This is a genomic window from Sorangium sp. So ce185 (genome assembly GCF_051526825.1).
GTDB classification, from domain to species: Bacteria; Myxococcota_A; Polyangia; order Polyangiales; family Polyangiaceae; genus Sorangium; species Sorangium cellulosum_D.
This window is the reverse complement of sequence record NZ_CP150316.1, coordinates 10,535,599-10,561,245: the sequence shown is the minus strand read 5'-3', so window position 1 is coordinate 10,561,245 and position 25,647 is coordinate 10,535,599. Positions and strand designations below refer to the sequence as shown.

Below are 25,647 nucleotides of genomic sequence, written 5' to 3'. Positions count from 1 at the left end.
TCACGAGGCTCCGTACCCCTGCGCGGGGTTGCGCAGCGCGCCACAGATCCCTCCGAGCGCCTCTCCCACGCGCGGCGTCCAGCCGAGGCGGCGCAGCTTGGCCGCATCGAGGGCGGCGTCCATGGCCAGGAAGCCTGCCATGAGCCCGTGCGCGGCCCGGGCCTCGGCGAGGCTCCACGAGCGCACGGGCACCCTCGCGACATCGCCGATCGCCGAGAAGAGGGTCGCCATCGGCTCGGGCGACGCGTCGGCGGCGTGGAACACGCCCGCCGCGTCCGACTCCAGCAGCATGGCGTAGGCCACCGCCAGATCCCGCACATGAACGGTGGACCAGCGGTTCGTGCCGTCATCGATATAGCGCGCCACCCCCGCTGCGCGCGCGGCGCTCACCAGGCCCGCCACCGGGCCTGCGCCATCGCCGTAGACCATCGGAGGCCGCACGACCAGACCGCGGAGCCCCGCCGCGCCGAGCACGCGCGACTCGGCCGCCACCAGCCACTCGAGCGGCCCACCGGGGTTGACCGTATCGTCCTCCGACACGGGCACCCGCGAGGATCGAGCCATCGGCGCCCCGGTGGTCGTGACGAAGGCGCCGCCGTTCATGGCCGCGAGCATCGCGGTGACCGCCGCCGCGTCCGTGGCGGCGCGATCCTCCCCCGCCGTGGCCGCGGTGTGCACCACGCCGTCGCCGGCCGCCGCCTCGCGCGCGAGCACGTCCAGCTGGTAGAGATCGCCCCGCACCGGATCCGCTCCGCAGGCCCGAACCGTCGCCTCCGACGCGTCGCTGCGCGCGAGCCCGCGGACGCGATGTCCGCGCGTGACCAGGGCGCGGGCGACCGCCGAACCGATGAATCCGCTCGCGCCCGTGATGAAGATGTCCATGTCTGGCTCCTTGTGGGTTGGTGGTCGAAGCCTGGCGGACGCCCCGCGGGTCATCCATGTGGTAGGATCCAGGTTCCTTTTGCGATCGTCCAATGCCGGATGTCCTCACCGCGCTGCTCCGCCACGTGCGCATCGAGGCCAGCCACTTCGGCCGTGTCGAGCTCGGAGCCCCCTGGGGGGCCCGCGTCGGCCGGCGAGAGCTCGTCTTGCTCCACCACCTGCTCGAAGGCGAGATGTGGCTGGAGCTGGATGGCCGAGAGATTCACGTGGGTCGGGGCGACCTGCTGCTCTTGCCGCACGGCGTTCCCCACTGCCTCCGGCATCGACCCGGGGCACCGGTCGACGACGAGGGGCGCTGGCTCGCGCCTCCTGCGCCGGGTGCGCAGACGGTGCGGCGCCGGCTTGGCGGCGACGGCGCGAGGACGGTGGTGCTCTGCGCCGCCATGAGCCTCGTCGGCGCCGGGAGGTCGCTGCTGCTGCGCGCGCTGCCCTCGGTGGTGCTCCTTCACGCCGGCTCCGGAGAGCCCGTGCCCGGTCTCGGCCGGCTCCTGGACGGCATCCGCGACGAGGTGCACGTCCGGCGACCTGGCGCACCGGTGATGGCCGCGCGCTTCGCGGAGCTGCTCCTGCTGCAGGCGATTCGCGCGGAGCTCGAGCGCCCCGCGCCTGCCGGCTCCTTTCGAGCCGCGCTCGCGGACGAGCGCGTCGCCCGCGCGCTAGACGCGCTCTACCTGGCGCCGGAGCGCACGTGGACCGTGGCGTCGCTCGCGCGGCAGGCGGGCATGAGCCGCTCGGGTTTTGCTCATGCATTTCGCGAGCAGGTGGGGGAGAGCCCGCTCCGGCACCTGATGCGCTGGCGTATGGAGCTGGCGAAGGAGAAGCTGCGGGAGCATCCCGAGTGTGCCCTCGCCGAGGTGGCGTCGTCCGTGGGCTACCGGGACCAGGCCGCCTTCGGCGTCGCATTCCGTCGAGAGGTCGGGGTTTCCCCGGGAGCCTATCGGGCAATCGGATCAGCAACAACAACCCGACCCGGGTTGGACCCGGCCCGAGACGACCCGACCCGACCCAGGTTGGACCCGGCCGGGTTGAAGACGACTTGACCCAGGTTGGACCCGTCCCGGGTTGAGGTAGCCAGACAGAGCAACGGAGCAGAGGGCAGCACGACCCAGGTTGAGGTAGCAACAGAGGTAGCAACAAGGTCAAGGTCGAGGTGGCAACAAAGCAAAGCGAGATAACAGCGGCAGAGATAGCTGCAGCCAGGATCAATCAGGATGGCGGACACGGAGGGCGTCATGGCGCCGCCACCCACGGAGCTGATATAACTCCTTGAAATCACCCGCGGGAACTGTTGGCATGGTGTTTGCTATTGCACGCTCAGCCATGAGCCAGCCCCGCGAGATCACTCCCGGCGCCACGTACATGATCACCCGTCGCGTCCTGCGTCGACATCTGCTCTTCCGCCCCGACGCGGCGATCACTCAGCTCCTGATTTACGCCCTGGCGGTCTCCGCGCGGCGCTATGGCCTCCGGGTCCACGCGCTCTGCGCGATGTCAACGCATCTGCACTTGATCGTGACCGACGTGGCGGGCGTTTTGCCGCGCTTCCTGCAGTTCTTCCATCGCATCGTCGCGCTCGGCACGAAGGTGCTCCGCACATGGGAAGGACCGGTGTGGGACCATGAGGCCCCGAGCGTGGTACGGCTGCTGACGCGCGCGGCCGTAGTGGAGAAGATCGCGTATATACTCGCAAATCCCGTGGCTGCAGGCCTCGTCCGACATGCGCGTGAGTGGCCGGGCGCCAAGGTGGATATGGACGCGCTCGGTCACGGCGTGCTGCGCGCCGCGCGCCCCTCTGCGTATCTTGACCCGGAAAACCCTCAGTGGCCTGAGGAAATTACGCTCTCGCTCTCGCTGCCGCCGGTCATTGAACAGGACGGCGCGGAGGCCTTCCGTCAAGAGGTCGCCGCCGAGCTCGAGCGCCAGGAAGCGCAGGCCCATGAGGAGCTGCTGCGGCAGGGGCGTCGCTTCCTGGGCGCCGAGCGAGTACGTGAGGTCTCCCCCTACGCGCGTGCTACGAGCTTTGAGGCGCTGCGCGAATGCAATCCTACGTTCGCGGTCGGCAGCGAGCAGGGGGATGCTTGGCGCATCGCTGGTGCTGCGGTGCGGGCGTTTCGCGCTTCGTACCGCGCGGCGCTCGAACGCTGGCGCGCCGGGGTGCGCAGCGTCGTATTCCCGGCGGGGACGTGGTGGATGCGCGTGTTTCACGGCGTCATAGTGCAGGACCTCGTGCTCTCGGCATAGACGCGGCGCAATTGCGCGCGCAGGGAGCGGCCACAACCTGGATTGGGCCGCCCAGCATGGTCGTGTGGCGGGCGACGCGAGTCGTCTCCGCGTCGCGGCGCGACTGCCAACCCGGTTCGGGCGATCGGCCACAGGTCGCCGCAACCTGCGTTAGACCACCTCCGTGACCGTCAACCCGGGTCGAGGCTCGCGGGTCAACCCGGGTCGGGGCACGTTGCACGCACGTCTCTGCACGCACGTCTCAACCCGGGTCGGGTCGCGTCGCGGGTGGAGTCGCGTCGGGGTCACATGATTGCCGACCTGGGTCGATTCGGTGGCCAACCCGGGTCGGGTCGATCCCGGGCTGGTCGCGCCGGGCTGGTCAACCCGGGTCGGGTCGCGGGTCGGGTCGCGCGGGTCGGGTCGCGGGTCGCGACGGACGCGGGTCCGGGTCGGGTCGCGGGTCAACCCGGGTCGGGTCGCGGTATGCTGGCGATCATGTCCAGCTCGAGGGTCAGGCAAGCGCACGGGAACGAGACCCGCGAGCTCATCGTCGCCACCGCGGAGCGGCTCTTCGCCGAGCAGGGGGTGGCGGCGGTCTCGAACCGTCAGGTGAGCGAGGCCGCGGGGCAGGCGAACAACTTTGCGGTCGGCTATCACTTCGGCACCAAGGCCGACCTCGTGCTCGCCATCGTCCGCCGCCATGCCCCGGCCATCGAGCGACGGCGCGCGGAGATGCTGGCCTCGATCAAGGGCTCGTCCGACCTGCGCGACTGGATCGGGTGCCTGGTGCGGCCGCTCACCGAGCACCTCGCCTCGCTGGGCAGCCCGAGCTGGTATGCGCGCTTCATCGCCCAGGCGACGACCGACCCTGCCTTCCGCCGCATCGTGATCGACGAGACGGTCGCCTCGACGTCGATGCAGGAGACCATCGAAGGGCTGATCCGGCTCATGCCGGTCCTCCCGGAGGAGGTGCGCGCCGAGCGCGGCGACATGAGCCGGCAGCTCATCGTGCACATGTGCGCCGAGCGTGAGCGGGCGCTGCAAGCAGGCACCGCCACGACGCGAGCAACGTGGGAGGCCGCCGCGGTCGGGCTGGTGGACGCCCTCGTCGGGCTGTGGCGGGCCCCGTTCACCCCCACGACCTGATCCACGGCGCTGGCACGACAGACCAGGAATCCGAGGGGTCGATGCACGCGTATCGTGCGCCTCGCGGAGCACGGCAGAGCAGGCCAGCGCCGCCTGCTCGCGCCAAAGGCGCTCACCGGCCGGACGACGGCAACGTGTCCGTCCTCGACGGCGCCCCCGGAGGAGCTCCACGCCGCCGTCCCGGCGCCGCGATAAGGCTCGAAGCGCGCGAGAGCACCCCTCCGAGCATCAGCGGCCGTCGCATTCACGCCGGCAACCGCGCGGCGATGCCCGCGCCCTCGTGAGCGCCGCGACGGCAGGGACCGCGGCGCCATTGTTCGGATTTTTGATTCAATGCTGTGTAGAAAATGCAGATTCCCTCCGCTTTCCTGCGCGCGTACGCTGATTCACGCGGGCCGCGCGAGCGGCTTGTACCGCGGCGGAGGCACTCCGCAGCGCGTACCACCTTTCGTGGAGGCGAACTGTATGCGTGAGGAGACGAGACGGGCAGCATTGCGTGCGGCGGCGAGGGTCGCGCTGGGGGCGCTGGCCTATGGCGCCTCGGTCGGCTGCGGCGGGCATATCACCACCGGCGGGCCGTCATCGGATCTGGATCCCGACGAGCACCTCGCGACGGAAGCGCCGGAATCACCGGACGCGCCGGGATCGCCGGACGCGCCCGACGACGCGGCTCCGGCCGGAGAGGACGCCGGCGACGGCGGGGCAGCGCCGACGGCGGAGGAGCCCGCGCCCGGCTGCACGCCCGCGGAAGGCGATCCGGACTGCTCCGAGGCCGCCCAACCGGAGCCGCCCGAGCTCGCGTGCGCCGAGCCGGCGAGCCTCGACGACGCGGAGGCCCGCCCTCGCGCCGAGCTCGATTGCTGCCTCGACTACACGGCAGAGCGCGCGCCCGCGCGCGGGGCAGGCCTCTCCGAGCAGGAGGTGGTCGCCCTCGCGGAGGACGCCTCCTTCGTGAACTGCTGCACGGCGTTGATCGTCGGCGTGGGCGCCGGCGCCATCTCGTACCGGGAGGCCGAGCCGGTCCGCGGCGTCTGCTGTTTCGGCAACGTGGTCGCGCCCGAGCAGGAGCTCTATTCCCAGACGTTCTGCACGCCGTGGGGCCCCCCGGTCCCGCCCGCGCTCGACGCCGACGCCGCGCCGGAGGTCGCATGAACGCCTCGCAGCTCGATCTCCGCGACGAGGCGCGCGCCCGAGCCTTGGACGTGAGCGGGTATCCGGCGGCGCTGTTCCCCTCGGCGATCCGCACCTGGCACGGGCGGATGGTGAACGAGCACGCGTCGTCGGCGGTGTTCGAGGCGCTCGCGCGCCAGCTCGCCGAGGCGGGCTTCCCGAAGGAGCTCGCCGACGCGTGCCGGGGCTTCGCCGCCGAGGAGCGCCGGCACGGGATCCTCTGCGGCGCCGTGGTGGAGGCCCTCGGCGGGGCCGCGACCGCGAGCGTCCCGGAGCGCCCGGAGTTCCCCCTGCACCGCGACGCGCCCCCCCGCGCCGCCGTGCTCCGCAACGTGATCCACGTCTGCTGCATGAGCGAGACCGTGGCCGTGGCCCTGATCGGCGCCGAGCGGCTGGAGATGCCGCCCGGGCCGCTGCTCGAGCTGCTGACGCGCATCTATGCCGACGAGGTCGGGCACGCCCGCTTCGGCTGGCGCCTGCTCGAGCAGGTCGCGCCGGAGCTCTCCGCGGCGGAGCGGAGCGCGGTCGAGCGCTACTTCCCCGTCGCGTTCCGGCACCTCGTGCAGCACGAGCACGCGCACTTGCCGCCCCACGACGCTCCGCCGCAAGGCGAGCAGCTCGGGCTGTGCAGCGGCCTGAAAGCGCGCGTGCTGCTCGACGAGACCATCGAGGAGGTCATCCGCCCCGGGCTCCGTCGCTACTTCGCGTGCTGACCCGCCGCGCGCTCGCGCGCCGCCGGGACACCCTCCCTCGTCGCCGGGACCCGCCCCCTCGGGTGACCCTCGCGGATCACCCGCGCTTCGGCCGCTTGCCGCGGGCCGCGGGCGCCTCGGTCTCCGCGGGCGCCAGGGTCTGCCGCGCCAGCTCGCGCGCGTAGGTGACGCGGTCGGCCGGCGAGCCGAGCGCGCTCAGCCCCTCGTAGAGCCCCGCGAAGAACCCCGGGAACAGGACCGCCGAGAGCGCGGCCACCACGCGGCGCGCCGCCGCCCGCTCCTCCAGCCCAGGCACCGCCGCCCGGACGACGTCGCGCAGGCGCACGACCACCGGCGCGAAGAGCGTCGGGAAAGGACCGCTGTAGTCGTCGGCGTGAAACGCGTCGTGCAGGTGGGCCCGGCTCAGGTTCGGGAAGCGCAGGCAGCCCTCGAGGAGGTAGCCGAGCAGCCCGCTGAGCGCCTCCATCGGATCGTCGGGCATCCGGGCGAGGAACTCCTCGGTGTGCTCGAGCATGTTGCGAATCGACACCTCGAGCGCCGTCGCGAGCAGCGCCTCCTTCGACCGGAAGTAGTAGTTCACCGCGGCGATGTTCACCTCCGCCGCCGCCGCGATCCTCCGCACCGTCGCCTGCCCGACGCCGTGCTTCTCGATCTGGTCGATCGCGGCGACCACGAGCCGCTGGCGTGGATCGTCCGCGTGGGCAGGGGGGTCTCGGTCGTTCATACGCTTGTTTGAAACAAATCTTGACGACGCGCCGTACAGATGTCAACGATTTAAACCTTCGTTTGAATCGTTTGTTTTGTAAGGCGCCGGAGATACATCGATGATCGATCGACGGAGGTTCCTCACCCATACGGCGGTCGCGGGCAGCTCGGCCGCGCTCGGCTGCGCGCCGGGCCATCGTGGGCTCGACCAGGAGGTCGCGTCCGCCTGGTTCCACGGCGACGACGCGCTCGCGAAGGGCCAGGCGGCGGGCGTCTGGCACCGTTGCGAGCTCATCGGCCAGCCGGTGATGGACGCGGCCCGCTGGTATTTCCTGGCCCAGGCGCGGCTCTTCGACGGGCTCGACGAGCGGGTGACGCGATGAGGCCCGCCGATCGCGCCGCCGCGCGCTCCGCGGCGCAGCTTCGAGGAGGCGCCCCCCGCCGGATCGCGCGGACCGCGCGGCTCCTCGCCCTCGCGGCGCTCCTGTGGGTCCTCGCGCCGGGCGCCGCGTGGGCCCAGCTCCCCGACCTCGCGGACCTGAGCGCGCAGTACATGCCGGGCGCCGCGCTCGAGGACCCACGCCCGACGCGGGCGCAGGTCACGTCGTACGAGGCGAGCGTCAACGTGCCCCTCCCCCTCGGGGAGAAGACGTTCCTGATCCCGGGGGCGATGTACCACGTCGAAGCGGTCTCCTACGCCGACGCCTTGCCCGGCTTCGACCAACTCCGGGCCTTTCACTCCGTCGATGTCTCCGTGCTGTTCGTCCAGCTCCTCCCCCGCGACTGGTCGCTCTCGCTGCGCGTCGCGCCCGGGCTCGCGGGCGACTTCGAGGGCTTCGACGGCGGGCTCGCCCGCATCAGCGCGCTCGGGCTCGTGACCAACACGCTCTCGGAGCAGCTCGTGCTCGGGGGCGGCGCGCTCGCGTCGTTCAGCTTCGGCACGTTCCTCCCGCTGCCGGCCGCCTACGTCGACTGGACACCGACGCCGTACCTCCGCCTCGAGGCCTTCCTCCCTGGCTTCGCGACGGCGAAGCTCCTGTTCTCGGATCGCGTCGAGCTCGGCCTGCGCGCGGACCTGGCGGGGAACGCCTACGCGGTGCGCGACGCGCGCGTCGCGGGCGCGTGGCCCTGCGCCGCCCAGCCGGCCGACGACCCGGCGACCGAGCCGGACGAGCGGGTGGCGCGGCCCGAGCGTTGCGTCGATCACATCGCCTATTCGGTCGCGACCGCGGGCGTGACGCTCGGCGTGCGCGCCTTCGGGACGGTGTGGCTGACCGCCCAGGCGGGCCACAGCCTGTTCCGTCGCTTCGAGCCGATGAACGCCGATGACGATGGCATCCCCGGCGAAGGGCAGAGCATCCCGAACGTGCTCTTCTTCCGCGCCGGCGCGACGTGGCGTATCCCGAGGAGCTGAGGCGCGGCCCGCCGCGATGGCTCCACCACGCCTCCAGAGGGGCCCTCTCCCCTCGCGACGCCGCGGCGTGGGGGCGAGGCGCACACCAGGCGCCCCCGGCGCCGGACCGTTGATGGCGGCTCGACCCCGGTGCATCCTCCGCCTCATGCGCCCGGGAGAGGTCATCGACAGCCGCTTCGAGATCGAGCGCGTCGCGGCCTCCGGCGGGATGGGGACGATCTACCGCGCCCTCGACCGGGCCACCGGGGCGCCGGTCGCGCTGAAGCTCCTCGGCCAGCCCGACCGGAGCGCCGCCCACCGCTTCGAGCACGAGGCCCGGATCCTCGCCGAGCTCGATCACCCGAGGATCGTCCGCCACGTGGCCCACGGCGTCACCCCCGACGAGGTGCCGTACCTCGCCATGGAGTGGCTCGAAGGCGAGAGCCTCGCGCAGCGCCTCGCCCGGCAGAAGCTCGACCTCGAGGAGAGCCTCGCGGTGCTCCGCGCGACCGCCGAGGCGCTCGGGGCGGCGCACGCGCGGGGCATCGTCCACCGCGACATCAAGCCGGGCAACCTCCTGCTCGTCGGCGGCGAGGTCGCCGGCCTCAAGGTGCTCGACTTCGGCATCGCCAGGACGAAGCGCACCCTCGGCGCGCTGACGCGCACCGGCTCGGTGATGGGAACGCCGGGCTACATGGCCCCCGAGCAGGCCACCGGCGACCGCGACCGCCTCGACGCGCGGGCCGACATCTTCTCGCTCGGCGCCGTGGTGTTCGAGTGCCTCACGGGCAGGCCGGCGTTCCAGGGCCAGCACGTGATGGCCCTCCTCGCCAAGCTCCTCATGGAAGACCCGCCGCGCGTGCGGCACCTCCGCCCCGAGCTGCCACAGGAGCTCGACGACTTCGTCGCCCGCATGCTCGCCAAGGACCCCGAGCAGCGGCCGCGCGACGGCTCGGCCGTGCTCGAGGCGCTCGACGCCCTCGAGCGCGATCCGAGCAGCGGCCTGGCCGCGCCGCCCGTGCTGTACGAGGCGATCACCACGGGCGAGCTCCGGCTGCTCTCGATGGTGGCCGCGAAGGAGCTGCACCCGGCCTCGTGCGACGGCTCGGCCAACACCCTCGTCGCCGCCATGCCGGGAGACCTCACGCGCAAGCTCCACACGAGCGCGCAGCCGTTCGGCGCGCGCGTGGACGCGCTCGCCGACGGGACGATCGTGCTCTCGATCGCCGGCGTGGGCGACGCGGTCGAGCAGGCCGCGCGCGCGGCGCGGTGCGCCATGAAGCTCGGACAGATCTTGCCCGACGCCTCGGTCGTGCTCGCGACCGGCCGCGCCGAGCACACCGGCAGCCTCCCGGTCGGGCCCGTCATGGACCGCGCGGCCGCGCTCCTCGCCCTCGCCGAGCTCGAGGCCCGGGCGCGTCCGGAACGGAAGCCCGATCCGGTGCGGATCGACGACGTCACCCGGTCACTGCTCGACGCGCGCTTCGAGATCGAGGCGGCGCGGTCCGGCACGTTCTTCCTGCTGCAGGAGCGGGAGGTCGGCCGGTCGGCGCGGACGCTCCTCGGCAAGCCGAGCCCCTACGTCGGCCGCGACCGGGAGCTCCGGAACCTGCGCGAGCTCCTGGAGGACAGCTTCAGCGGGCCCGAGCCCCGCGCCATCCTGATCACCGGGCCGCCGGGGATCGGCAAGTCCCGCCTGCGCTACGAGCTCATCGAGGTCCTGCGGGAGCGGCACCCCGAGATCACCGTCGCGGTCGGCCGCGGCGACTCGCTGAGCGCCGGGTCGCCGTTCTCGCTGCTCGGCTCCGCGCTCCGGGGCGCGGCCGGGATCACCGGCGGCGAGCCCGCGCCGGCGCAGCGCGAGCGGCTCCTCTCGCTCGTCGCGCGCGCCCCGGCGCTCGGCCCGGGCGACAGGACGCGGATCGCCGCCTTCCTCGGCGAGATCGTGGGCACGCCGTTCCCGAGCGAGGCCGACCCGCGGTTCCAGGAGGCGCGGCAGAGCCCGGCCCTCTTGGCCGACCAGATCCCGCTCGCCTACCTCGACTTCATGGAGGCGGCGTGCGCGGCGGGGCCGTACCTGCTCGTGCTCGAGGACATCCAGTGGGGCGACGCGGCGTCGCTCAAGCTCATCGCGCGGGTGCTCCGGGAGCTCCGCGACCGGCCGTTCGCGGTGCTCTACCTGGCGCGCGTCGAGGTGCGCAAGGTCTTCCCCATCCTCTGGGAGGGCAGCGAGGTCCACGAGATGACGCTCGGCGCGCTCCCGCGCCGCGCCGCCGAGGAGCTCGTGCGGCAGATGCTCGGCGACGGCCTCCCGCCCGCGGAGGTCGCGCGCCTCGTCGAGCGCGCGAGCGGCAACGCCTTCTACCTCGAGGAGCTCATCCGGGCGGTCGCGGAGGGGCGCGCGGACCGGCTGCCGGAGACGATCCTGGGCATGGTGGAGGCGCGGCTCGAGGCGATCCCCCCGGAGGCAAGGCGGCTGCTCCGGGCGGCGAGCGTCTTCGGCGAGACGTTCTGGAAGCAGGGGGCGCTCGCCCTCCTGGGCGACGCCGGCGGCTCGACCCTCGCGGTGGACTGGCTCCCCTGGATGCTCCAGCGCGAGCTCCTCGAGCGGCGCGAGCAGAGCCGCTTCTCGGACCAGGAGGAGTACGCGTTCCGGCACGCGCTCATCCGCGACGGCTGCTACGCGATGCTCCCGGACCACGATCGCGCGCTCGGCCACAGGCTCGCGGCCGAGTGGCTCCTCCAGGCGGGGGAGCACGACGCCAAGGTGCTCGCCGAGCACTTCGAGCGGGGCGGCGAGCCGCGGCTGGCCGTGGAGTTCTACCTGCACGCCGCCGAGCAGGCGCTCGCCGGGAGCGACTCGGCCGCGGCGAGCGCGCTGGCGGAGCGGGGGCTCGCCCTGGGCGCGGAGCGGGACGTCGAGGCGGCGCTCCGCGGGATCCGCGAGGGGGCGACCAGCACGCTCCGCAAGGGCGGCGCCGCCCTCTCGTCCAGCTCGTGAGCGCTCAGGGCGACCGCTTGCGCGGCCGCGGGATGCCGTACGCGTCGATGCGGTTGATCAGCGTGCGCAGCGAGATGCCGAGGAGCTTCGCGGCGCGCGTCTGGTTGCCGGCGGACTGCTCGAGCGCCTCCAGGACGCGCTGGCGATCGACGGCCCTCATCTCGAGCCGCAGCCGCTCCATCTCCTCGGAGTGCGGCGTCGGCGTGGGCGGCTCCGCGGGAGGCCCGGCGCCCTCGGCGCCCTCGCCCGGCGGCCCCCCGCGCGCCCGGGCGGCCTCCCCGGCCGGCGGCGCCGGGGGAGCCGGCGGCGGCGTGGAGCCCCTCGGCGGCGGCGTGGAGCCCCTCGACGGCGGCGTGGGGCCGGCCTGCGGCGCCGGGGGCGCCGGCGGCGGCGTGGAGCCCCTCGACGGCGGCGCGGCGTTGCTCAGGGGCGCGGGCCCGCTCAGCGGCGGCGCGGAGCCGCTGAGCGGGCCCGCGCCCCCGCTCGTCAGGTGCGGCGGCAGATCGGCGGGCTGGACCGAATCCCCCGCGCACAGGACCGCCGCGCGCTCGATCACGTTGCGCAGCTCGCGCACGTTCCCCGGCCAGGCGTACGCCTCGAGGACGGCGAGCGCCTCCGGCGAGAGGCGGGGCGCGCTGCGCTGCTCCAGCTGCCGGCACGCCTCCCCGAGGAACCTGTCGGCGAGCGGGCCGATCTCGGCGACCCGCTCGCGCAGCGGCGGGACGACCAGCGAGATGCCGTTCAGCCGGAAGTAGAGGTCCTGCCGGAAGGCGCCGCGCGCGACCTCCGCCTCCAGATCGCGGTTGGTCGCCGCCACGAAGCGCAGATCGATCCGCCGGGGCGTGCGGCCTCCGATGCGGAGCACCTTCCGGTCCTCGAGGACGCGGAGCAGCTTCGCCTGGAAGGCGAGCGGCAGCTCGCCGATCTCGTCCAGGAAGAGCGTCCCGCCGTGGGCCGACTCCAGGAGGCCCGGGCGCGCCTGGCTCGCGCCCGTGAAGGCGCTCTTCTCGTGGCCGAAGAGCTCGCCCTCGAGGAGCGACGGCGGCAGCGCGGCGCAGTTCAGCTCGACGTAGGGGCCGCTGGCCCGCGGCGAGCGCGCGTGGAGGGTCCGGGCGAGCACCTCCTTGCCCACCCCGGTCTCGCCGAGGATGAGCACGCTGATGAGGCTCCGCGCGGCGCGGGCGGCCTGCTCGTAGAGCGCCAGCATGGCCGGGGCCCGCACCACGACGTCCGCGGGCGCGCAGCAGTCGGGCGCCGCGGCGGCCTCCGCGGGCGCGCGGCCGACGACGATGGTCGTCGCGCCGAGGTTGAAGCGCTCGCCGATGCCGATCTCGGCGCTGTCCCGCGACAGGCGCCGCAGCCGGTGGGTCCGCGCCGTCACCCCCGGGAGCTGCTGCTCGCCGACGAAGGTGCCGTTGGCGCTCCCGAGATCCTCGATCCGGAGCGGGGGGCCGACGTGGAGGACGGCGTGCCGGCGCGAGACCGAGCGGTCCTCGATGCGCACGTCGCACCCCTCGTCGCGGCCGAGGACGACGCAGCCGCGGGGCGGCAAGGGGGCGAAGGCGATCGTGCTGCCCGCCACGATCGCGAGCCGGAGGGTCGTGCAGGAGCCCCGCGCATCGCCGCCGGGAAAGCCTTCGTCCACGAGCACATCCTACGCGGGGCCGCGCATCGATCCGCACGAAGATCTGCACGAATGATGCAAACCCGTGCAGATCGTTCGGATCGTGCAGGCGGATGCACGACCCGCGCGCCGGTCGCCGGAGCGAACGGACGTCACCGCCGCAAATTGCTGGGTCCGCCGCCCGGCACGCGTCCTGCTCCACGCTCCACGACCGCTGAGAGCGGCGATGACGACCTCGATCCCACAGCGCGCGGAGCGCCTCCGAGCGGCCTCTGCAACGGCGCGGCTTGGCCCCCACGGATCGCGGTTCGCCACCCCACGGATCAGGAGCGATCATGTGCACTGAGCATGGATCTTTGAATCGCAGGCGTCTTCTCCAGGGGCTGGGCCGCACGGCGGCGGTGGCTGCGTTCGCGCCATCGGTCCTGTCGGCCCGGGTGGCCGAGGCGCACGCGCCGATGCATGCGCCGGTCTACGACAGGCTCGTCCCCGGGCGGCCCGAGAGCGTGGGCCTGAGCTCGGAGCGCATCGAGGACGTCTTCGCGAGAATCCAGCGCCGCGTGAACGACGGCCTCTTCCCGGGCGCGGTCGCCCTGATCGCGCGGCAGGGGAGGATCGTGGGGCACCGGGCGTTCGGCACCCGGGTTCGCGGCGCGCACGAGCCGGTCACGCTCGACACGCTGTTCGACCTGCTCTCGATCACGAAGGTCCTGGCGACGGCCACGTCGGCGCTGATCCTCGTGCAGGACGGCGTCCTGCGGCTGCACGATCGGGTCGCCGACTTCGTGCCGGAGTTCGCGGCCAACGGCAAGCGCCGCATCACCGTGCGGGACATGCTCCGGTACGCGGCCGGCCTGCCGATGGACGCCCCGTTCCTGGAGGATCCGGACGACGAGCGCGTCTGGCGGCGGATGGCCGAGTCGCCGCTCGAGTACCTGCCCGGCACGCAGGTGCTCTACAGCGATCTCACCTACCGGCTCCTCGGGCGGGTGATCGAGGTCGCCGCGGGCGTGGATCTCGACACCTTCGCGAAGGAGCGCATCTGGGGCCCGCTCGGCATGCGCGACACGACGTTCAACCCGTCGGCGGCGCTGATCCCGCGGACCGCGGCCACGGGCTACTCCGAGATCCGGGGCCGGGTGGTCCGCGGCGAGGTGCAGGACGAGCAGGATTATGCGCTCGGCGGCATCGTCGGCTGCGACGGCGTCTTCTCGACGGCGATCGACATGGCGGTCTTCTGCCAGATGATCCTGAACGGCGGCAGGTACGGCGGCGTCCGCGTCTTGAGCCGCAACGCCGCCGCGGCGATGGTGAGCAACCAGACGCCCGAGGTCTCGGCGGCGGAGACCGATGTGTCCCCGCTGTCCAACCTGCTGTCGACGCCCAAGGGCTATGGCTGGGAGCTCGCGACGCGCCGCTTCTCCAGCGGTGGGATGCGCCTCTCGAGGGGCTCTTACGGAAAGGCGGGCGGCGCGGGGACCTTCATGTGGATCGACCGCAGCCGCGAGCTGTTCGGGATCCTGCTCACCAACCACGGCTTGCCGAACCCGTTCGACGAGATCGGGTGGAGCCGGATGCTCGACGCGGTCGGGACCGGGGAGTTCTTCGACGGCATCATCCAGGCGGTCGTCGACGAATAGGGGGCGCGGGCTCTCCCGGTGAGGGCGTGAACGGGGACGGCGGGGCGGCGGCCCACGCGCGGCGCGGCGCTGCTCGCGATTGCGCCCGGCTTGGGCTGCTGTCGCCGGTGGGGCGGCGCGGGCTGCGCCGCCGGCTCAGGGCGCGGCCACGGCGGTGATCTCCCCGGTCGTGTACAGCGCGGAGGTGTCCCACGCGAGCCCGGGCGCGAGCGGCAGGGCGATGCTCACCTCCGCGAAGGTGCCTGTGAGCTCGCCGCTCCAGCCGAGCAGGGCGATCGTGTCGCCGGCCTGGAACGACGCGGCGTCGTCGGCCGGGACCACCTCCAGGACACCGCCGAGGCCCACGTCCCCATCCACCTCCAGGAGCGGCGCGGCGCCCGGGCTCGCGACGGCGATGCGCAGCGCGGCGCTCGGGCCCTGGCGGTAATCGCCGGCCACGCCCGTCGACGGGTACGCCTCTCCCACGGAGAGCTCGCCGGCCTGCGCGTTGACGAGATCGCCCACGAAGCTGCCGGTGCTCAGGCGGCCGCCGGCGAAGTCGAAGTCGCCCTCCTCGACCTCGATGGCGCCCGCGTCGAGCTCCCCGCGCACGAGGCGCACCACGGGGCCCGGGCCGGGTTCGGCGCCCTCGCGGAGCGGCGCGGTCCGGAGGAGGCCGCCGATGCTGACCTGGCCCCGCCGCTCGATGAGGAGCGACGGGGATGTCGCCCACGACGCGAAGACCGTCACGTCGCCGCTGTTGCGCCACGACGCGTAGGGCTCGTTCACCCGGACGAACCCTCCGCCGAACTCGGAGCGGATCTCCGTGTCTTCCGTCACGAGGCTCCCATAAGCGCCGATCGTGAGCTCGCCGTAGCCCACGCGCCCGACGCGCAGGAGCCCCTCGTTGGTCCAGGTGGCGTCCCAGCCCCTCACGATCGCCGAGCTCGACGCGTAGAGCGGCGAGGAGGCGTAGGTCTCGATCCGCGCGCCCGCGGTGAAGACCTGGGCCCCCTGCTCGACGAGCAGCGTCCCGTGGCCGTTCGCGCCCAGGTTGAACACCCCGGTGTTGACCCACCGCGTCGCGGAGCCCGTGACGGTCACCTGGCCCTCGCAGACCGGGCACGTCGCGATGTAGGCGTTGTTCGAGAAGAAGCTCCCTCCCTGCTTGATCTCGACGTAGCTGATCCCCTCCGCGTGACCGATGTTCGCGCTCGTGCACCTGAGGGAGGCGTCGTATCCCTCGACGAGCACGTATCCTTCGGCCAGGTAGCCGCCCCCGCCGAGCGTGAGATCGTAGGTGGTCACCTGCGCGCCTCGCTGCACGAGGAGCGATCCGCGCGACTCGGTGCGGAGCGAGAGCGCGAGTTGCCCGTTGTTGATCCACCGCGATCCGTATCCGACGACCTGGACCGTTCCCCCCGAGCCGACGCCCGCCGCCACGGCGGCGCCGGCGCTGATCAACGTCCCGCGGCGGCTGACGATCACCTCGCCCGAGGTCGGCTCCATGGGCGTGCTCGCGCCGCCGATCACGAGCGCATTCGGCCCGAGGTCCCAGGGGTCGCTCGGGTCGACGGCGCCGGGCGCCACCTCGCCCGAGACCGTCACGTCTGCGTGGGCCGTCCCCGCCAGGCCCACCGAGGCTGCCGCGAGCGATGCCGAGAAAGCGTGTCGAGCTAGCTGGTTCATCCGCTGTACCTCCCCAAAAGAAAATTCTCTTCGCGCGGAATCGATCCTCCCCCCGCGCGACCTCGAGCCGGGGTCGCTGGTGGGCTCGGTGACCCGTAGCGCAAGCGCATGGGTGACGCTCCCCACTTCCGTGAGCGGTTGGGCGCACGGGCGCACGCGCGATCGTGGTTGTCGTGCCCGGCGCCAGGGCGGCCTAGGCGCGCGCGCCGCGGCTCGGTATCCTGAGCCCATGACCGAGGCCGAGGTTCGTCAGCTCCTGGAGCGTTATTTCCACACCGCTTTCAACGACACCGAAGAGGCCTTCGCGGCCCTCTTCACGCCTGACGGCGTCCTCGAAGATCCTGTGGGCGCCCCGCCGCTCCGCGGGCGGGAGGCCATCATCGGCTTTCTCCGCGCGGCCAAGCCGAAGATCGAGCGCGCGAACGTGCAAGTCCGCGAGATCATGGCCTGCGGGGATGAGAGCGCGGTGCGCTGGTCGCTGGACCTGCGGACCAGGAAGGGCGATCACGTCGGCATCGAGGGGATCGGCAACTTCGTGTTCAACGAGCGGCGCCAGCTCCGCCTGGTCCGGGAGTTCTACGACGTGGAGCTCCTCCGCAAGATCATCGCCTGATGCGGCGCGAGGCCGCCGGGGCGCGCAGCGACGGCTCGCCTGGTCGTCACAGGACCGCCGTGGCGCGTCATGGCAGCTCTTCGCCGCCGCCGGCGGCGTCGCTGCTGCTTCCACCTTCACCGCCGCTCGCGGGCGGATTGAACACGGCGACATATCCATCCCGGCCTCCCGCATAAATGATGACACCGCCTGCTGAGACGAAGATGTTGCCGGTCGGGTCGATGGCGAGCTCGCCGCTCGCGGAGATCGGACGGGTGAAGACATGCCCGCCGTTCTCATCCAGCTTCGTGAGCGTTGTCCCGAGCCCAGTGACCGAGGTCGTCACGAGGATCTCGTCCGCCGGGTTGACCGCCACCGAGACATGGCCCGCTTCCTCGATTCCCAGCCCTGCCATAACACATCGCCCGCCGGAGAGAGCTTGGAGACGAGCGCGTACACGAGGCGGCCATCGAAGGTTACTCGATATGCCGTCGCTACGTTGCCGGCGCTGTCGAGCGCGAGGTCCGCTGCATAGCTCGCGTACCCACCCAGGGGGCGCAGCCAGAGGGCGTGGCCTGCGGCGTCCACCTTCATGATGCTGGTGAGGCCCGGCTCCTCGAAGGCGATGTACGCGTTGCCGAGCGCATCGACGGCCATCTGGCGCACGTAGGGCTCACCGGCGTTGAGGTAGAGGTCGAAACCATCGCTCCAGATGTGGTTGCCGTCGGCGTCGAAGGGGGGAGCCGAAGCGCTTGCTCCAGAGCAGCGCGCCCGAGGGGTCGAGCTTGAGAAGGAAGACGTCCCGTCCACCCGCGCTGGTCAGAGGGCCGGCGCCGAAGTCGACCGTTCCTTCGAAGTAGCCGGTGACGTAATAGTTTGCCATGGCGTCGCTGGCGATGGACAGCCCGAGATCGGCGCCGGTGCCGCCGAACCCGCGCGCCCAGGCCGGCGGCAGGGCCCTCGTCCGAGGAGAGAGAAAACGTGAGACGATGCCTGAGCGTGGCTCCCCTGGCCCCGGCCGTCAGGCGATGCGCGCCGATCCGCGCCGCGCGCGGGCCGGGCGGAGGACGCCTGTCGTCAGCTCGTGCAGGACGCCCGCCAAGGACGAGTACGTCGATAGATCGCCGAGCTCCACGTCCACGAGGCTCCTGGCGATCTCGGGTCGCATGCCGACCAGGATGACGCGCGCGCCGAGCAGGGCGACCGCGCGGCTCGTCTGGCCGAGCGCGTGGGCGACCTGCGCGTCCACGGCCGGCACGCCGGTGATGTCGAGCAGCACGAACCGCGCCTCATGCCGGCCCACGCCCTCGGTCACGGCCGTGAGCACCTGCAGGGCGCGGTCCCGGTCGATCGCGCCGACCAGCGGCACGAGCAGCACGCCGGGCAGGAGCGGGATCAGCGGGCAGCCGAGCTCGCGGACCGCGTCCGAGAGCGTGCGCTCGGTCGCGTAGGCGGTCTGCAGCTCGTCGTTCTTCGCCGAGAGCGACTGGACGAGCTCGTTGCGCTCGAGGGCCGCGGCGAGCTGCGACGCCCAGATCCCGACCGTGCCCTCGTCGCCGGTCAGCTCGCGGAGGGTCGGCCCCATGAGCGCCAGGATCCCCCAGTCGTGCTGGACGGTGCGGATCGGCAGGAGGAGCATCATGAGCGCGCCGCTCGCGGCCGAGGGGGGCAGCAGCTCCGCAGGCGGAAACGCCTCCAGCCGATAGTGGCTGCCGATCGGGGGCGTCGCGCTGCCGTCGCGGCTGTAGGCGCCGGCGACGACGAGCGTCGTCGCGTCCTCCCGGAGCGCAAGGCAGCCCCAGATCGCGGGCGTCTTCGCGAGCCAGGAGAGCGAGAGGGATTCCTGCTGGGAGCCGCTGAGCAGCGACAGGCCCACCTCATAGTTGGACCTCACGAGCATCCCGAGCTGCGCGACGGCGTCCGTCTCCACCGTGAGCCGAGCCCGGGCGATCGAGAGGTGCACGCTGTCCAGGAACGCCGCGACCCGCTGCGCGGACCCCGCGTCTCCACCCAGCCGCTCGCGGCGCCGCTCGTAGGACAGGCGGAGCAGGCGGACGATCGCCATCAAGGTGCCGATATCCGGGGTGATGCCGATCGCCTGCTGGTAAGCGCGCTCCAGCTCCTTCGTCGGAGGGGGCGCGGTGCCCTCGATCGCCGCGGAGTACCCCGCGAGCACCAGGGCGACCCCTGGCCATACGGCGGCGGGCGACGTATCGGGCGCGAGGCGCTGGGGCGCGAGGAGCAGCTCGACCATCCGCCGGTCCAGGTCGCCGCCCTCGTCCTCCCCGGACGACGCGTCCTCGTCGAGGAGGCTCTGGATCACGTCGCATCCGCACGAGAGCCGCTGGATCAAGGTGGTCGGCGTGAGCACGAGATCGGGCGGGGCGGTCTGGCCGTCGAGCATCGACACGACGAGATTGCACGCGGCGCTCCCCATCATCTCGAACCGCTGGCGCACCGTGGTCAGCGGCGGGTCCGTCGCTTGCGCGTCCGGCACGTCGTCGAAGCCGACGATCGCCATGTCCTCCGGGATACGGACGCCCGCCACCTTCAACAACGGCATCATCCCGAGCGCGTTCTTGTCCGTCCCGAAGACCGCCGCCGTGCACGCATGCCGCTTCGCGAGGAGCTGCGGAGCGGCGTTCTCGCCTCCGGTATACCAGTTGTCGTCGCTCCGGATGACCAGCTCGGGATCGAACGGTATCCCCGCCTCCGCGAGCGTCTCTCTGTAGCCTTCGAAGCGAACGACCACATCGGATTCGTGGAAGCAGCCAACGAACGCGATGCGCCGGTGCCCGTGCTCGATCAGATGGCGCACCGCGCTCCGGATCCCGCTGCGGTTGTCCGGGATCACCGACGGGCAGTTGCCCTTGTGGACATGGGTGCCTACGACGACGAGCGGGACCCGCTCAGCAGCGAGCTGCTCGATGCCGCTCACCCCGATGACGACGATCCACCCATCCACCTGCTCTCTGGCGAGCGACGGGGCCTGGAGCGTGGCGGGCGTGCCGCGCAATACCAGCGTCCGACAACCGCGCTGCCGCGCTGCCTCGTGGATGCCCATGAGGACCGGGTTCCAGAACGAGCCGTCGAGATAGGGGGAGATAACGCCGATGGTATATGCACGGCGCGTTCCATGGACGCCCGCTCCGCGGAGGGGTGGCGCTGCGGGGCGGCCCGGATCGCGCATCGAGCGGCCGGCCTCGTCTCCCATGGCTCGTCGTCCGGCCGCGCCGTCTCCCTGGTCCGAGCCGCCAGGTTGGTTGCCCGGCGGCTCCGGCGACTCGACGTCACTGCTCCGGCTAGCTTGAACCATCGCCCGCTCTCCCTGCTCACCGCCCCACGGCTGCGCTGCCTCGTGCATCCATACCATGATCTGGACGCGGGCTTCCGCTGCGCGTCGGCGTCGAGAGCGCCGCGCGTGTGGCCCTCAGGGCCTTCAAGCGACCGAGCAGCAAGGAGAATAGCGACGCCATTTCGATAGCGTATCGGTCCTGTCGACGGCCTCGAAACGAGCTGCGCGCGCGTGGCGCTGGTCGATCTCTGGGTTACATCGCGCTCCGCCCCGCTCCCCGCTTCGAACGCTGCGCCAGGAAGAGCACGAGCGCGATGGCGACCGTCATCGCGCCCATGCCGACCCACACCGCGGGGGGCGCGCCGCGCAGGAAGTCGAAGACCTTCGGACCGAAATAGGCGGTCGCCAGGAGGGGCAGGACATACCCGGCCAGCGAGCCCCAGAAATGGGTCCAGAACGGAACCCTGGAGACGCCGAAGAACACGTGGAGCATGGGCGGCATCCAGAAGACGAGGCGGAGCACGAACACCGTGAGCCAGGCCCGCTTCTCCAGCGCCTCGTCATAGGCGCGGAAGCGCGCCGGCACCCGCCTCGCTACCCAGTCGCGCGCGACGAAGCGCGCGAACGAGAAGCCAACGACGCTCGCCGCCATGGTCCCTGCCATGGAGAGCGCGAACGCCGTCGGCCATGGCCAGATGAGCGGCGCCGCCACGATGAACACCGTACCCGGCACGCCGAACGGCTGAAGCGCGGCGTACGCCGCCACGAACGCGACGTACCCCCACGGCCCGAGCTCCACGAGCGCCTGCTTGATCCGCGCGGGCTCGCCGAAGGTCTCGAACACGCCCGCGCGCTGCGCGACGACGAGGAGAGCGGCCACCGCCGCCACGGCGCCGAGCCTCACCCCGCGGAGGGCGCGGGCGCCGGCGACGTCGGGCGGGACAGGCGAGGTCGAGGCAAGGCCCTCGGCGCTGGCGCCGCCTGGCTCGGGCGCGCGATCGGCCGGTGAATGGGACTGCCGCACTCGACAGAGTTGACACTAAGGGTCGATTTTGTCAAATCCTGGAGATCGACAGGGTGACCTTCCGTTGTCGCTCTCGTCGTCCGTGAGCGAGACGAGCGCCACCCCGCGCGGCGTCATCCGCGCGGCGCTCCCCTCATCACGTGCCGCAGCCGGCGCGCTCCGCCCCGAGCGCGAGATCGTCGTACCACATCGTCTTGGCGCCGCCGTGGTACTTCTCGAACCCGAACTTGAAGAGCTTGTAATCGTACGGACCCCAGTCCGTGACGTGCATCGCGTCCACCTCCTTGCTGTCCACGAACACGCGCACCTCCCTGCCCGGGCCGTCGTAATAGAACTCGAGGCAGTACCAGGTGTTCGCGACGAGCTTCACGCCGCCGGAGCACGTGTACATCCCGCCGTTCGAGAGCTTCTCGGCGTCGTCGCTCTTGCGGTTCAGCTCGAGCTGGCACTGGTGCTCGCCGATGCGGATAGCCTCGCCGTCGTTGGGATCGCCGGTGCCGGACACCGCCGCGACATAGGTGTTGTGGCCCATCTGGATGTCGGTATCGCTCTTGAGGTAGACCCTGCCCCAGAACTTGCTCGGGACGGCGACGCCGAGCATCTGGCTGAAGTCTGTGCCCGACACCTTCACCGAGCCCGTCCCGCTGTGACCCGTGCTGTCCAGCTTGACGTAGTTGCCCATATTGCTGCGCTGGTATTCGGGGAAGAACTGGAGCTCGGAAGGCAGCGAGCCCCCCTCGAAGTCGGAGCAGAAAATGCTGCACCCACCGGAACCCGTGCTGCCGGTCGACGTGCTGCTCGTGACGTCGCTGCCCCCGGTCCCCGTCGTGGCGCCGCTGGTGCTGGTGACGCTCCCGGTGGTGGTGCTTCCGGTGGTGACGCCGCTGCTGGTGACGCCGCCGCTGGTGACGCCGCCGCTGGTGACGCCGGAGGAGGTGCTCCCCGGGCCAGCGGGGCCGCCGCCGGCGCCGCCGGCGCCGCCGCCACCGTCGTTTCCGGAGCTCGAGGTACCGCCGCACGCGGCCGCCGCGGACGCAAGCGCAAGCGCAAGCGCAGCAAAGAAGGCAAAGGAACGAGCCGAGAAGGACATACTGGAGATCTCCTCAACAAAGGGCGCAGAATGGCCCAAGCGATGCTTGCGACTCTACCAGTGAACCCCGCGCGTGTCAGGCACAACCGGAGGAGTGGGCCGCGCCAGCGCGGTTGCGGGCGTGCAGGCGAGGCGGCGATGCGCGCGACCGCGCGCGCACAAGCGGCCTTCGCCGGGCACGGCCGGCCGGCGCATGCGATCTCGCGCGCGCCGCGCGGCGGCGATCCTCCCCGGTCGAGCTGAGCCGGCGGTCGCGACATGCCGTCTGCTTCCCGGCCCCCCTTCGAGCTCACGAGCCCGCGCGTCGCGTGGCGTTACGAGGCCGTGGGCCGCGTCCTCGGGGGCGTCGCGCTGCTCCCGATCGTGGTGCCCCTCGTCGGCAGCACGATGGCCGTCGTCTTCGCCGAGGTGCTGGACGACGGGAGCCTCAAGCGGACCGCGTTCGGCACGCTGGCCCTGGTCCTGCTCGGCGTGCTCCTCGCCTTCGTCCTCGCCCTGGCGAGCGCCTTGCTCAGCACCACCGCCTTCGGCCCGAGGCGCCCGGTGCGCGTGTCCGCCGGGGCGGCCGGGCTGCGCCTCGCCCGCGGCGCGACGGAGCGCTCGATCCCGCGCGCCGCGATCGTGTCGGGCCTGCTCTTGACCGAGCCGCGCGTCCGGGTCGATCTCCACCTGCGCGGCGGCCGGGTGCTCGAGGTGCAGGTCGCGCGGGAGCGCGACGGCGAGCGCCTGCTCGCGGCGCTCCGGATCGGCCCGGCAGAGCGGCGCGTCGCGGTCTCGCTGGGCGGCGTCAACCGCGAGCTCGTGGCCGGCTGCGTCGGCCTGCCGGGCTTCATGGTGCTCTGGGGCGGCGCGCTCGGCGCGATCTCCAGGCCGATCTTCGGCAGCGCCGCGCTGGCCGTGGCGTGGCTGGCCCTCAGCCTGGGGTCCACCTGGCTCTTCCGCCGCGCCGTTCGCCGCACCGAGGTCGTGGTGGGCAGCGACGGCGTGCGCGTCGAGCGGCCGTTCTCGAGCGTCTGGCTCCCCTACACCGAGCTCACCGCGGTGCAGGCGCGCGGCGATCGGCTCGTGCTCGCGCGCCGGCGCGGCGAGCCCGCGGTCGACCTCGAGGCCGGGGAAGACCTGACCGAGGCGCTCGCGCAGCGCATCCGCGAGGCGCACGCGTCCGCGGTCGGCAGCGCGGCGCCGCGCGGCGCGGAGGCGCTGGAGCGGCGCGGCCGCGACCTCGCGGCGTGGCTCGACGACCTCCGCAAGCTCGTCTCCGCCGGCGACTACAGGGCCACGGCGCTGAGCCCCGAGGACGTGCTCCACACCCTCGACGACGCCGACTCTCCGCCGGATCGCCGGCTCGGCGCGGCCCTGCTCCTGCGCATCGCCGGCTACCCCGAGGCGCGGGACCGCATCCGCGTCGCCGCCGAGGCCACGGCCGACGACGCGCTCCGCGCGGCGCTGGAGCACGCCGCCGAGGAGGAGGTCGACGACGCCGCGCTCGCGCGCGCGCTGCGCCGAGCTTGACCGCGCTCGCGCGCGCCGCGCCCAGCTCGCGCCGCGGAGCGCTGGGCCAGGGCCTTGAGCCACTCTGGGCCAGGCGCGACGGAGGCTCCGGGCCAGGGCCATCGACAGCGCGAACTTCAGGGAGATCAGGCGCTGTACGGAATGGCACATGCCGTGCACGACGCAGGCGTGGAGGTGTTCATGTCACGGTTCTTTCTTGTGGACGATGGATCCTTGTTGACGCCGCGGCCCACGCCCCCGCCCCGAACGGCGGCCCTGGTTCGTGGGGTATCCCGCGCTGCCGCCGCGGCGGCGGCCGTCTTCGTGGTGGCCTGTGGTGCGCCGGTCGTCGAGGAGGGGAGTCAGGAGGACCAGCCCACCACCGAGCCTCAGCCGGAGGAGGAGTGTGGCGCTGGGGCGGCGATCCCGCCGATGCCTCCTCCCCGGGACGACGAGGGCGAGATCATCCCACCGATGCCGCCTCCGCCGCCCGACGGCGAGGCCGTCCCGCCGATGCCGCCGCCGATGCCGCCGCCGTGCGGCGACGAGGGAGAGATCATCCCGCCGATGCCGCCGCCGCCGGACGGCGAGGAGGGCGGGATCATCCCGCCGATGCCTCCGCCGTGCGGCGACGGGGGAGAGATCATCCCGCCGATGCATCCCCCGATCGAGGAGGATGGCGAGATCATCCCGCCGATGCATCCCCCGATCGAGGAGGATGGCGAGATCATCCCGCCGATGCCGCCGCCGCCGCCGGACGGCGAGGAGGGCGAGATCATCCCGCCGATGCCGCCGCCCCAGCCGTGCGAGTGAGCCGTTCGAGGGTCGTGCCGGTGCATCCCTTCACCTGATGAGGTCGACGATGGGCGAACGTGATCGCGAGCTGGAAGTTGCGCCGGAGTGGTGGCGCTGGGCCACGGAGAACCTGCTCCGCGGCGTGTCGGAAGGCGCGGTGTCGGAGCAGCTCCAGGCGGCGGGCGTGAGCGCCGCGCAGGCCAGCGAGCTGCTCTCGGCGATCGTCCGTTCGCCCATCTTCCTCGCTGCCCGGCCGTTCGCCCGGGCGGCGCGGCAGCAGGAGATGCTGGTCCGGCTCAAGCAGAGGATGGCGTCGAACGCCCTCGATCCGACGGGGATTCCGCGGCGCTCCGGCGTGTCTGCCGCGGAGTTTCGCGACGTCTATGTCGCCGGGAACATCCCGGTCATCCTGACCGACGTGGTGACCCGCTGGCCCGCGTTCGGCCGGTGGACGCCGGCGTATCTGGCCGAGGCCTTCGGCGACGTCGTGGTCGACGTCACGACGGGGCGCATGAGCGATCCCGATTACGACATGCACGCGGCGAAGCACACGCAGAGCACGCCGCTGCGCGACTTCGTCGCGCGCATCGAGGCCGCCCGCACGGAGACGAACGACTTCTACATGGTCGCCAACAACCGCGTCCTCGAGCGGACGAGGCTCGGCTCGCTGCTGGGCGACGTGGTCCTCCCGGACGGGTACTGCGCCGCGCATCGGCTCCTCGGCAGCTCGGCGCTGTGGCTCGGCCCTGCGGGGACCGTCACGCCGCTGCATTACGACACGTCCAACATCCTCTTCGGGCAGGTGTACGGCAGGAAGCGATACCGCATGATCGCCCCGTTCGAGACGTCGCTGTTCGAGGGGGCGCGCGCGATGTACGCCGACCGGGATCCGGAGCAGGACGCGATGAGCCCGGCGCTCGTGAAGGACGTCGTGCTCGAGCCGGGCGAGGCGCTCTTCATCCCCGTCGGCTGGTGGCACCACGTCCGCGCGCTGGACGTCAGCATCAGCCTCGGGATCAACAGCTTTCCGTTCCACAACAACTTCGACTGGTACCGGCCGAGCAGCGTGGCGTAGCCCTCGAGGCGGAGCGCCGCGCTCCAGGGGCTGAAGCTCGGTCGCCGATGGCGCGCCGTT

At 72.4% G+C, this 25,647-nt stretch carries 22 protein-coding genes; 13 read left to right on the top strand and 9 right to left on the bottom strand.

The genetic code is table 11. The features are described 5' to 3' along the window. Entirely contained in the window at positions 1 to 882 is an 882-nt protein-coding gene (locus WMF26_RS38810) for an NAD-dependent epimerase/dehydratase family protein (RefSeq protein WP_437996825.1), read from the bottom strand. A 92-nt stretch (positions 883 to 974) separates the two neighbouring features. Between WMF26_RS38810 and WMF26_RS38805 the strand changes: the two genes are divergently transcribed. The 5 genes from WMF26_RS38805 to WMF26_RS38785 all read left to right on the top strand — a co-directional run bounded on the left by WMF26_RS38805 (position 975) and on the right by WMF26_RS38785 (position 6,194). Continuing rightward, entirely contained in the window at positions 975 to 1,982 is a 1,008-nt protein-coding gene (locus WMF26_RS38805; RefSeq protein WP_437996824.1) for an AraC family transcriptional regulator, read from the top strand. Positions 1,983 to 2,262: 280 nt separating this feature from the next. Continuing rightward, complete coding sequence (locus tag WMF26_RS38800; RefSeq protein ID WP_437996823.1) at positions 2,263 to 3,183, top strand: transposase; 921 nt, start codon at positions 2,263 to 2,265, stop codon at positions 3,181 to 3,183. A gap of 477 nt (positions 3,184 to 3,660) precedes the next feature. Further along, the gene (locus WMF26_RS38795) at positions 3,661 to 4,311 is read left to right on the top strand and encodes a TetR/AcrR family transcriptional regulator (protein ID WP_437333219.1); all 651 of its coding nucleotides are present in this window, start codon (positions 3,661 to 3,663) and stop codon (positions 4,309 to 4,311) included. Positions 4,312 to 4,776: 465 nt separating this feature from the next. Further along, positions 4,777 to 5,463 carry a hypothetical protein gene (locus WMF26_RS38790; protein ID WP_437996822.1) on the top strand — a complete coding sequence of 229 codons (687 nt, stop codon included), beginning with the start codon at positions 4,777 to 4,779 and terminating at the stop codon, positions 5,461 to 5,463. Then, positions 5,460 to 6,194, top strand: a complete 735-nt coding sequence (locus tag WMF26_RS38785) for a ferritin-like domain-containing protein (RefSeq protein WP_437996821.1) — start codon at positions 5,460 to 5,462, stop codon at positions 6,192 to 6,194. Before WMF26_RS38790 ends, WMF26_RS38785 begins: the two co-directional genes overlap by 4 nt. Before the next feature lie 76 nt (positions 6,195 to 6,270). On the opposite strand, the gene WMF26_RS38780 is transcribed toward WMF26_RS38785, so the two are convergent. Beyond that, complete coding sequence (locus WMF26_RS38780) at positions 6,271 to 6,918, bottom strand: TetR/AcrR family transcriptional regulator (RefSeq protein WP_061622161.1); 648 nt, start codon at positions 6,916 to 6,918, stop codon at positions 6,271 to 6,273. Between the two features lie 100 nt (positions 6,919 to 7,018). On the opposite strand from WMF26_RS38780, the gene WMF26_RS38775 reads away from it, so the two are divergent. The 3 genes from WMF26_RS38775 (at position 7,019) to WMF26_RS38765 (ending at position 11,293) form a co-directional block, all read left to right on the top strand. Then, positions 7,019 to 7,282, top strand: a complete 264-nt coding sequence (locus WMF26_RS38775) for a twin-arginine translocation signal domain-containing protein (protein ID WP_061622160.1) — start codon at positions 7,019 to 7,021, stop codon at positions 7,280 to 7,282. Further along, entirely contained in the window at positions 7,279 to 8,313 is a 1,035-nt protein-coding gene (locus tag WMF26_RS38770) for a DUF6268 family outer membrane beta-barrel protein (protein ID WP_437996820.1), read from the top strand. The genes WMF26_RS38775 and WMF26_RS38770 overlap by 4 nt, the downstream gene beginning before the upstream one ends. Positions 8,314 to 8,458: 145 nt before the next feature. Continuing rightward, the gene (locus WMF26_RS38765; protein ID WP_437996819.1) at positions 8,459 to 11,293 is read left to right on the top strand and encodes a serine/threonine-protein kinase; all 2,835 of its coding nucleotides are present in this window, start codon (positions 8,459 to 8,461) and stop codon (positions 11,291 to 11,293) included. Between the two features lie 4 nt (positions 11,294 to 11,297). On the opposite strand, the gene WMF26_RS38760 is transcribed toward WMF26_RS38765, so the two are convergent. Beyond that, positions 11,298 to 12,938, bottom strand: coding sequence for a sigma 54-interacting transcriptional regulator (locus tag WMF26_RS38760; RefSeq protein ID WP_437996818.1), 1,641 nt, complete (start codon positions 12,936 to 12,938; stop codon positions 11,298 to 11,300). Between the two features lie 335 nt (positions 12,939 to 13,273). Here WMF26_RS38760 and WMF26_RS38755 point away from each other — a divergent pair, with 335 nt between their 5' ends. Beyond that, positions 13,274 to 14,557, top strand: coding sequence for a serine hydrolase domain-containing protein (locus tag WMF26_RS38755; RefSeq protein WP_437996817.1), 1,284 nt, complete (start codon positions 13,274 to 13,276; stop codon positions 14,555 to 14,557). 135 nt (positions 14,558 to 14,692) lie between these two features. Here the strand turns inward: WMF26_RS38755 and WMF26_RS38750 are convergent, their stop codons facing one another. Next, complete coding sequence (locus tag WMF26_RS38750) at positions 14,693 to 16,225, bottom strand: hypothetical protein (RefSeq protein WP_437996816.1); 1,533 nt, start codon at positions 16,223 to 16,225, stop codon at positions 14,693 to 14,695. A 229-nt stretch (positions 16,226 to 16,454) separates the two neighbouring features. Between WMF26_RS38750 and WMF26_RS38745 the strand changes: the two genes are divergently transcribed. After that, positions 16,455 to 16,838: a nuclear transport factor 2 family protein gene (locus tag WMF26_RS38745; RefSeq protein ID WP_437996815.1), complete on the top strand. Its 384-nt coding sequence runs from the start codon at positions 16,455 to 16,457 to the stop codon at positions 16,836 to 16,838. Positions 16,839 to 16,905: 67 nt separating this feature from the next. Here the strand turns inward: WMF26_RS38745 and WMF26_RS38740 are convergent, their stop codons facing one another. The 5 genes from WMF26_RS38740 to WMF26_RS38720 form a co-directional block, all read right to left on the bottom strand. Further along, entirely contained in the window at positions 16,906 to 17,163 is a 258-nt protein-coding gene (locus WMF26_RS38740) for a hypothetical protein (protein ID WP_437996814.1), read from the bottom strand. Continuing rightward, on the bottom strand, positions 17,160 to 17,627 hold the full coding sequence (locus tag WMF26_RS38735; RefSeq protein ID WP_437996813.1) for a hypothetical protein: 468 nt from the start codon (positions 17,625 to 17,627) through the stop codon (positions 17,160 to 17,162). Before WMF26_RS38735 ends, WMF26_RS38740 begins: the two co-directional genes overlap by 4 nt. A gap of 211 nt (positions 17,628 to 17,838) precedes the next feature. Further along, on the bottom strand, positions 17,839 to 20,133 hold the full coding sequence (locus WMF26_RS38730; RefSeq protein WP_437996812.1) for a substrate-binding domain-containing protein: 2,295 nt from the start codon (positions 20,131 to 20,133) through the stop codon (positions 17,839 to 17,841). A 232-nt stretch (positions 20,134 to 20,365) separates the two neighbouring features. After that, a complete protein-coding gene (locus WMF26_RS38725; protein WP_437996811.1) occupies positions 20,366 to 21,136 on the bottom strand; it encodes a TVP38/TMEM64 family protein in 771 nt (256 codons plus the stop codon). A gap of 136 nt (positions 21,137 to 21,272) precedes the next feature. After that, positions 21,273 to 22,226, bottom strand: coding sequence for a hypothetical protein (locus WMF26_RS38720; protein WP_437996810.1), 954 nt, complete (start codon positions 22,224 to 22,226; stop codon positions 21,273 to 21,275). A gap of 258 nt (positions 22,227 to 22,484) precedes the next feature. On the opposite strand from WMF26_RS38720, the gene WMF26_RS38715 reads away from it, so the two are divergent. From WMF26_RS38715 to WMF26_RS38705, 3 genes are all read left to right on the top strand, one after another. After that, positions 22,485 to 23,738: a hypothetical protein gene (locus tag WMF26_RS38715; RefSeq protein ID WP_437996809.1), complete on the top strand. Its 1,254-nt coding sequence runs from the start codon at positions 22,485 to 22,487 to the stop codon at positions 23,736 to 23,738. A gap of 180 nt (positions 23,739 to 23,918) precedes the next feature. Next, positions 23,919 to 24,530: a hypothetical protein gene (locus WMF26_RS38710; protein WP_437996808.1), complete on the top strand. Its 612-nt coding sequence runs from the start codon at positions 23,919 to 23,921 to the stop codon at positions 24,528 to 24,530. Positions 24,531 to 24,579: 49 nt separating this feature from the next. Next, positions 24,580 to 25,587, top strand: a complete 1,008-nt coding sequence (locus WMF26_RS38705) for a cupin-like domain-containing protein (RefSeq protein WP_437996807.1) — start codon at positions 24,580 to 24,582, stop codon at positions 25,585 to 25,587. The last annotated feature ends 60 nt before the right edge of the window (positions 25,588 to 25,647 follow it).

Coding starts and splice junctions, on each gene's coding strand:
- WMF26_RS38765 (WP_437996819.1), top strand. CDS start 8,459: ATGCGCCCGGGAGAGGTCATCGACAGCCGCTTCGAGATCGAGCGCGTC.
- WMF26_RS38745 (WP_437996815.1), top strand. CDS start 16,455: ATGACCGAGGCCGAGGTTCGTCAGCTCCTGGAGCGTTATTTCCACACC.
- WMF26_RS38785 (WP_437996821.1), top strand. CDS start 5,460: ATGAACGCCTCGCAGCTCGATCTCCGCGACGAGGCGCGCGCCCGAGCC.
- WMF26_RS38780 (WP_061622161.1), bottom strand. CDS start 6,918: ATGAACGACCGAGACCCCCCTGCCCACGCGGACGATCCACGCCAGCGG.
- WMF26_RS38750 (WP_437996816.1), bottom strand. CDS start 16,225: ATGAACCAGCTAGCTCGACACGCTTTCTCGGCATCGCTCGCGGCAGCC.
- WMF26_RS38715 (WP_437996809.1), top strand. CDS start 22,485: ATGCCGTCTGCTTCCCGGCCCCCCTTCGAGCTCACGAGCCCGCGCGTC.
- WMF26_RS38810 (WP_437996825.1), bottom strand. CDS start 882: ATGGACATCTTCATCACGGGCGCGAGCGGATTCATCGGTTCGGCGGTC.
- WMF26_RS38770 (WP_437996820.1), top strand. CDS start 7,279: ATGAGGCCCGCCGATCGCGCCGCCGCGCGCTCCGCGGCGCAGCTTCGA.
- WMF26_RS38705 (WP_437996807.1), top strand. CDS start 24,580: ATGGGCGAACGTGATCGCGAGCTGGAAGTTGCGCCGGAGTGGTGGCGC.
- WMF26_RS38710 (WP_437996808.1), top strand. CDS start 23,919: ATGTCACGGTTCTTTCTTGTGGACGATGGATCCTTGTTGACGCCGCGG.
- WMF26_RS38795 (WP_437333219.1), top strand. CDS start 3,661: ATGTCCAGCTCGAGGGTCAGGCAAGCGCACGGGAACGAGACCCGCGAG.
- WMF26_RS38720 (WP_437996810.1), bottom strand. CDS start 22,226: ATGTCCTTCTCGGCTCGTTCCTTTGCCTTCTTTGCTGCGCTTGCGCTT.
- WMF26_RS38775 (WP_061622160.1), top strand. CDS start 7,019: ATGATCGATCGACGGAGGTTCCTCACCCATACGGCGGTCGCGGGCAGC.
- WMF26_RS38805 (WP_437996824.1), top strand. CDS start 975: ATGCCGGATGTCCTCACCGCGCTGCTCCGCCACGTGCGCATCGAGGCC.
- WMF26_RS38800 (WP_437996823.1), top strand. CDS start 2,263: ATGAGCCAGCCCCGCGAGATCACTCCCGGCGCCACGTACATGATCACC.
- WMF26_RS38730 (WP_437996812.1), bottom strand. CDS start 20,133: ATGGTTCAAGCTAGCCGGAGCAGTGACGTCGAGTCGCCGGAGCCGCCG.
- WMF26_RS38790 (WP_437996822.1), top strand. CDS start 4,777: ATGCGTGAGGAGACGAGACGGGCAGCATTGCGTGCGGCGGCGAGGGTC.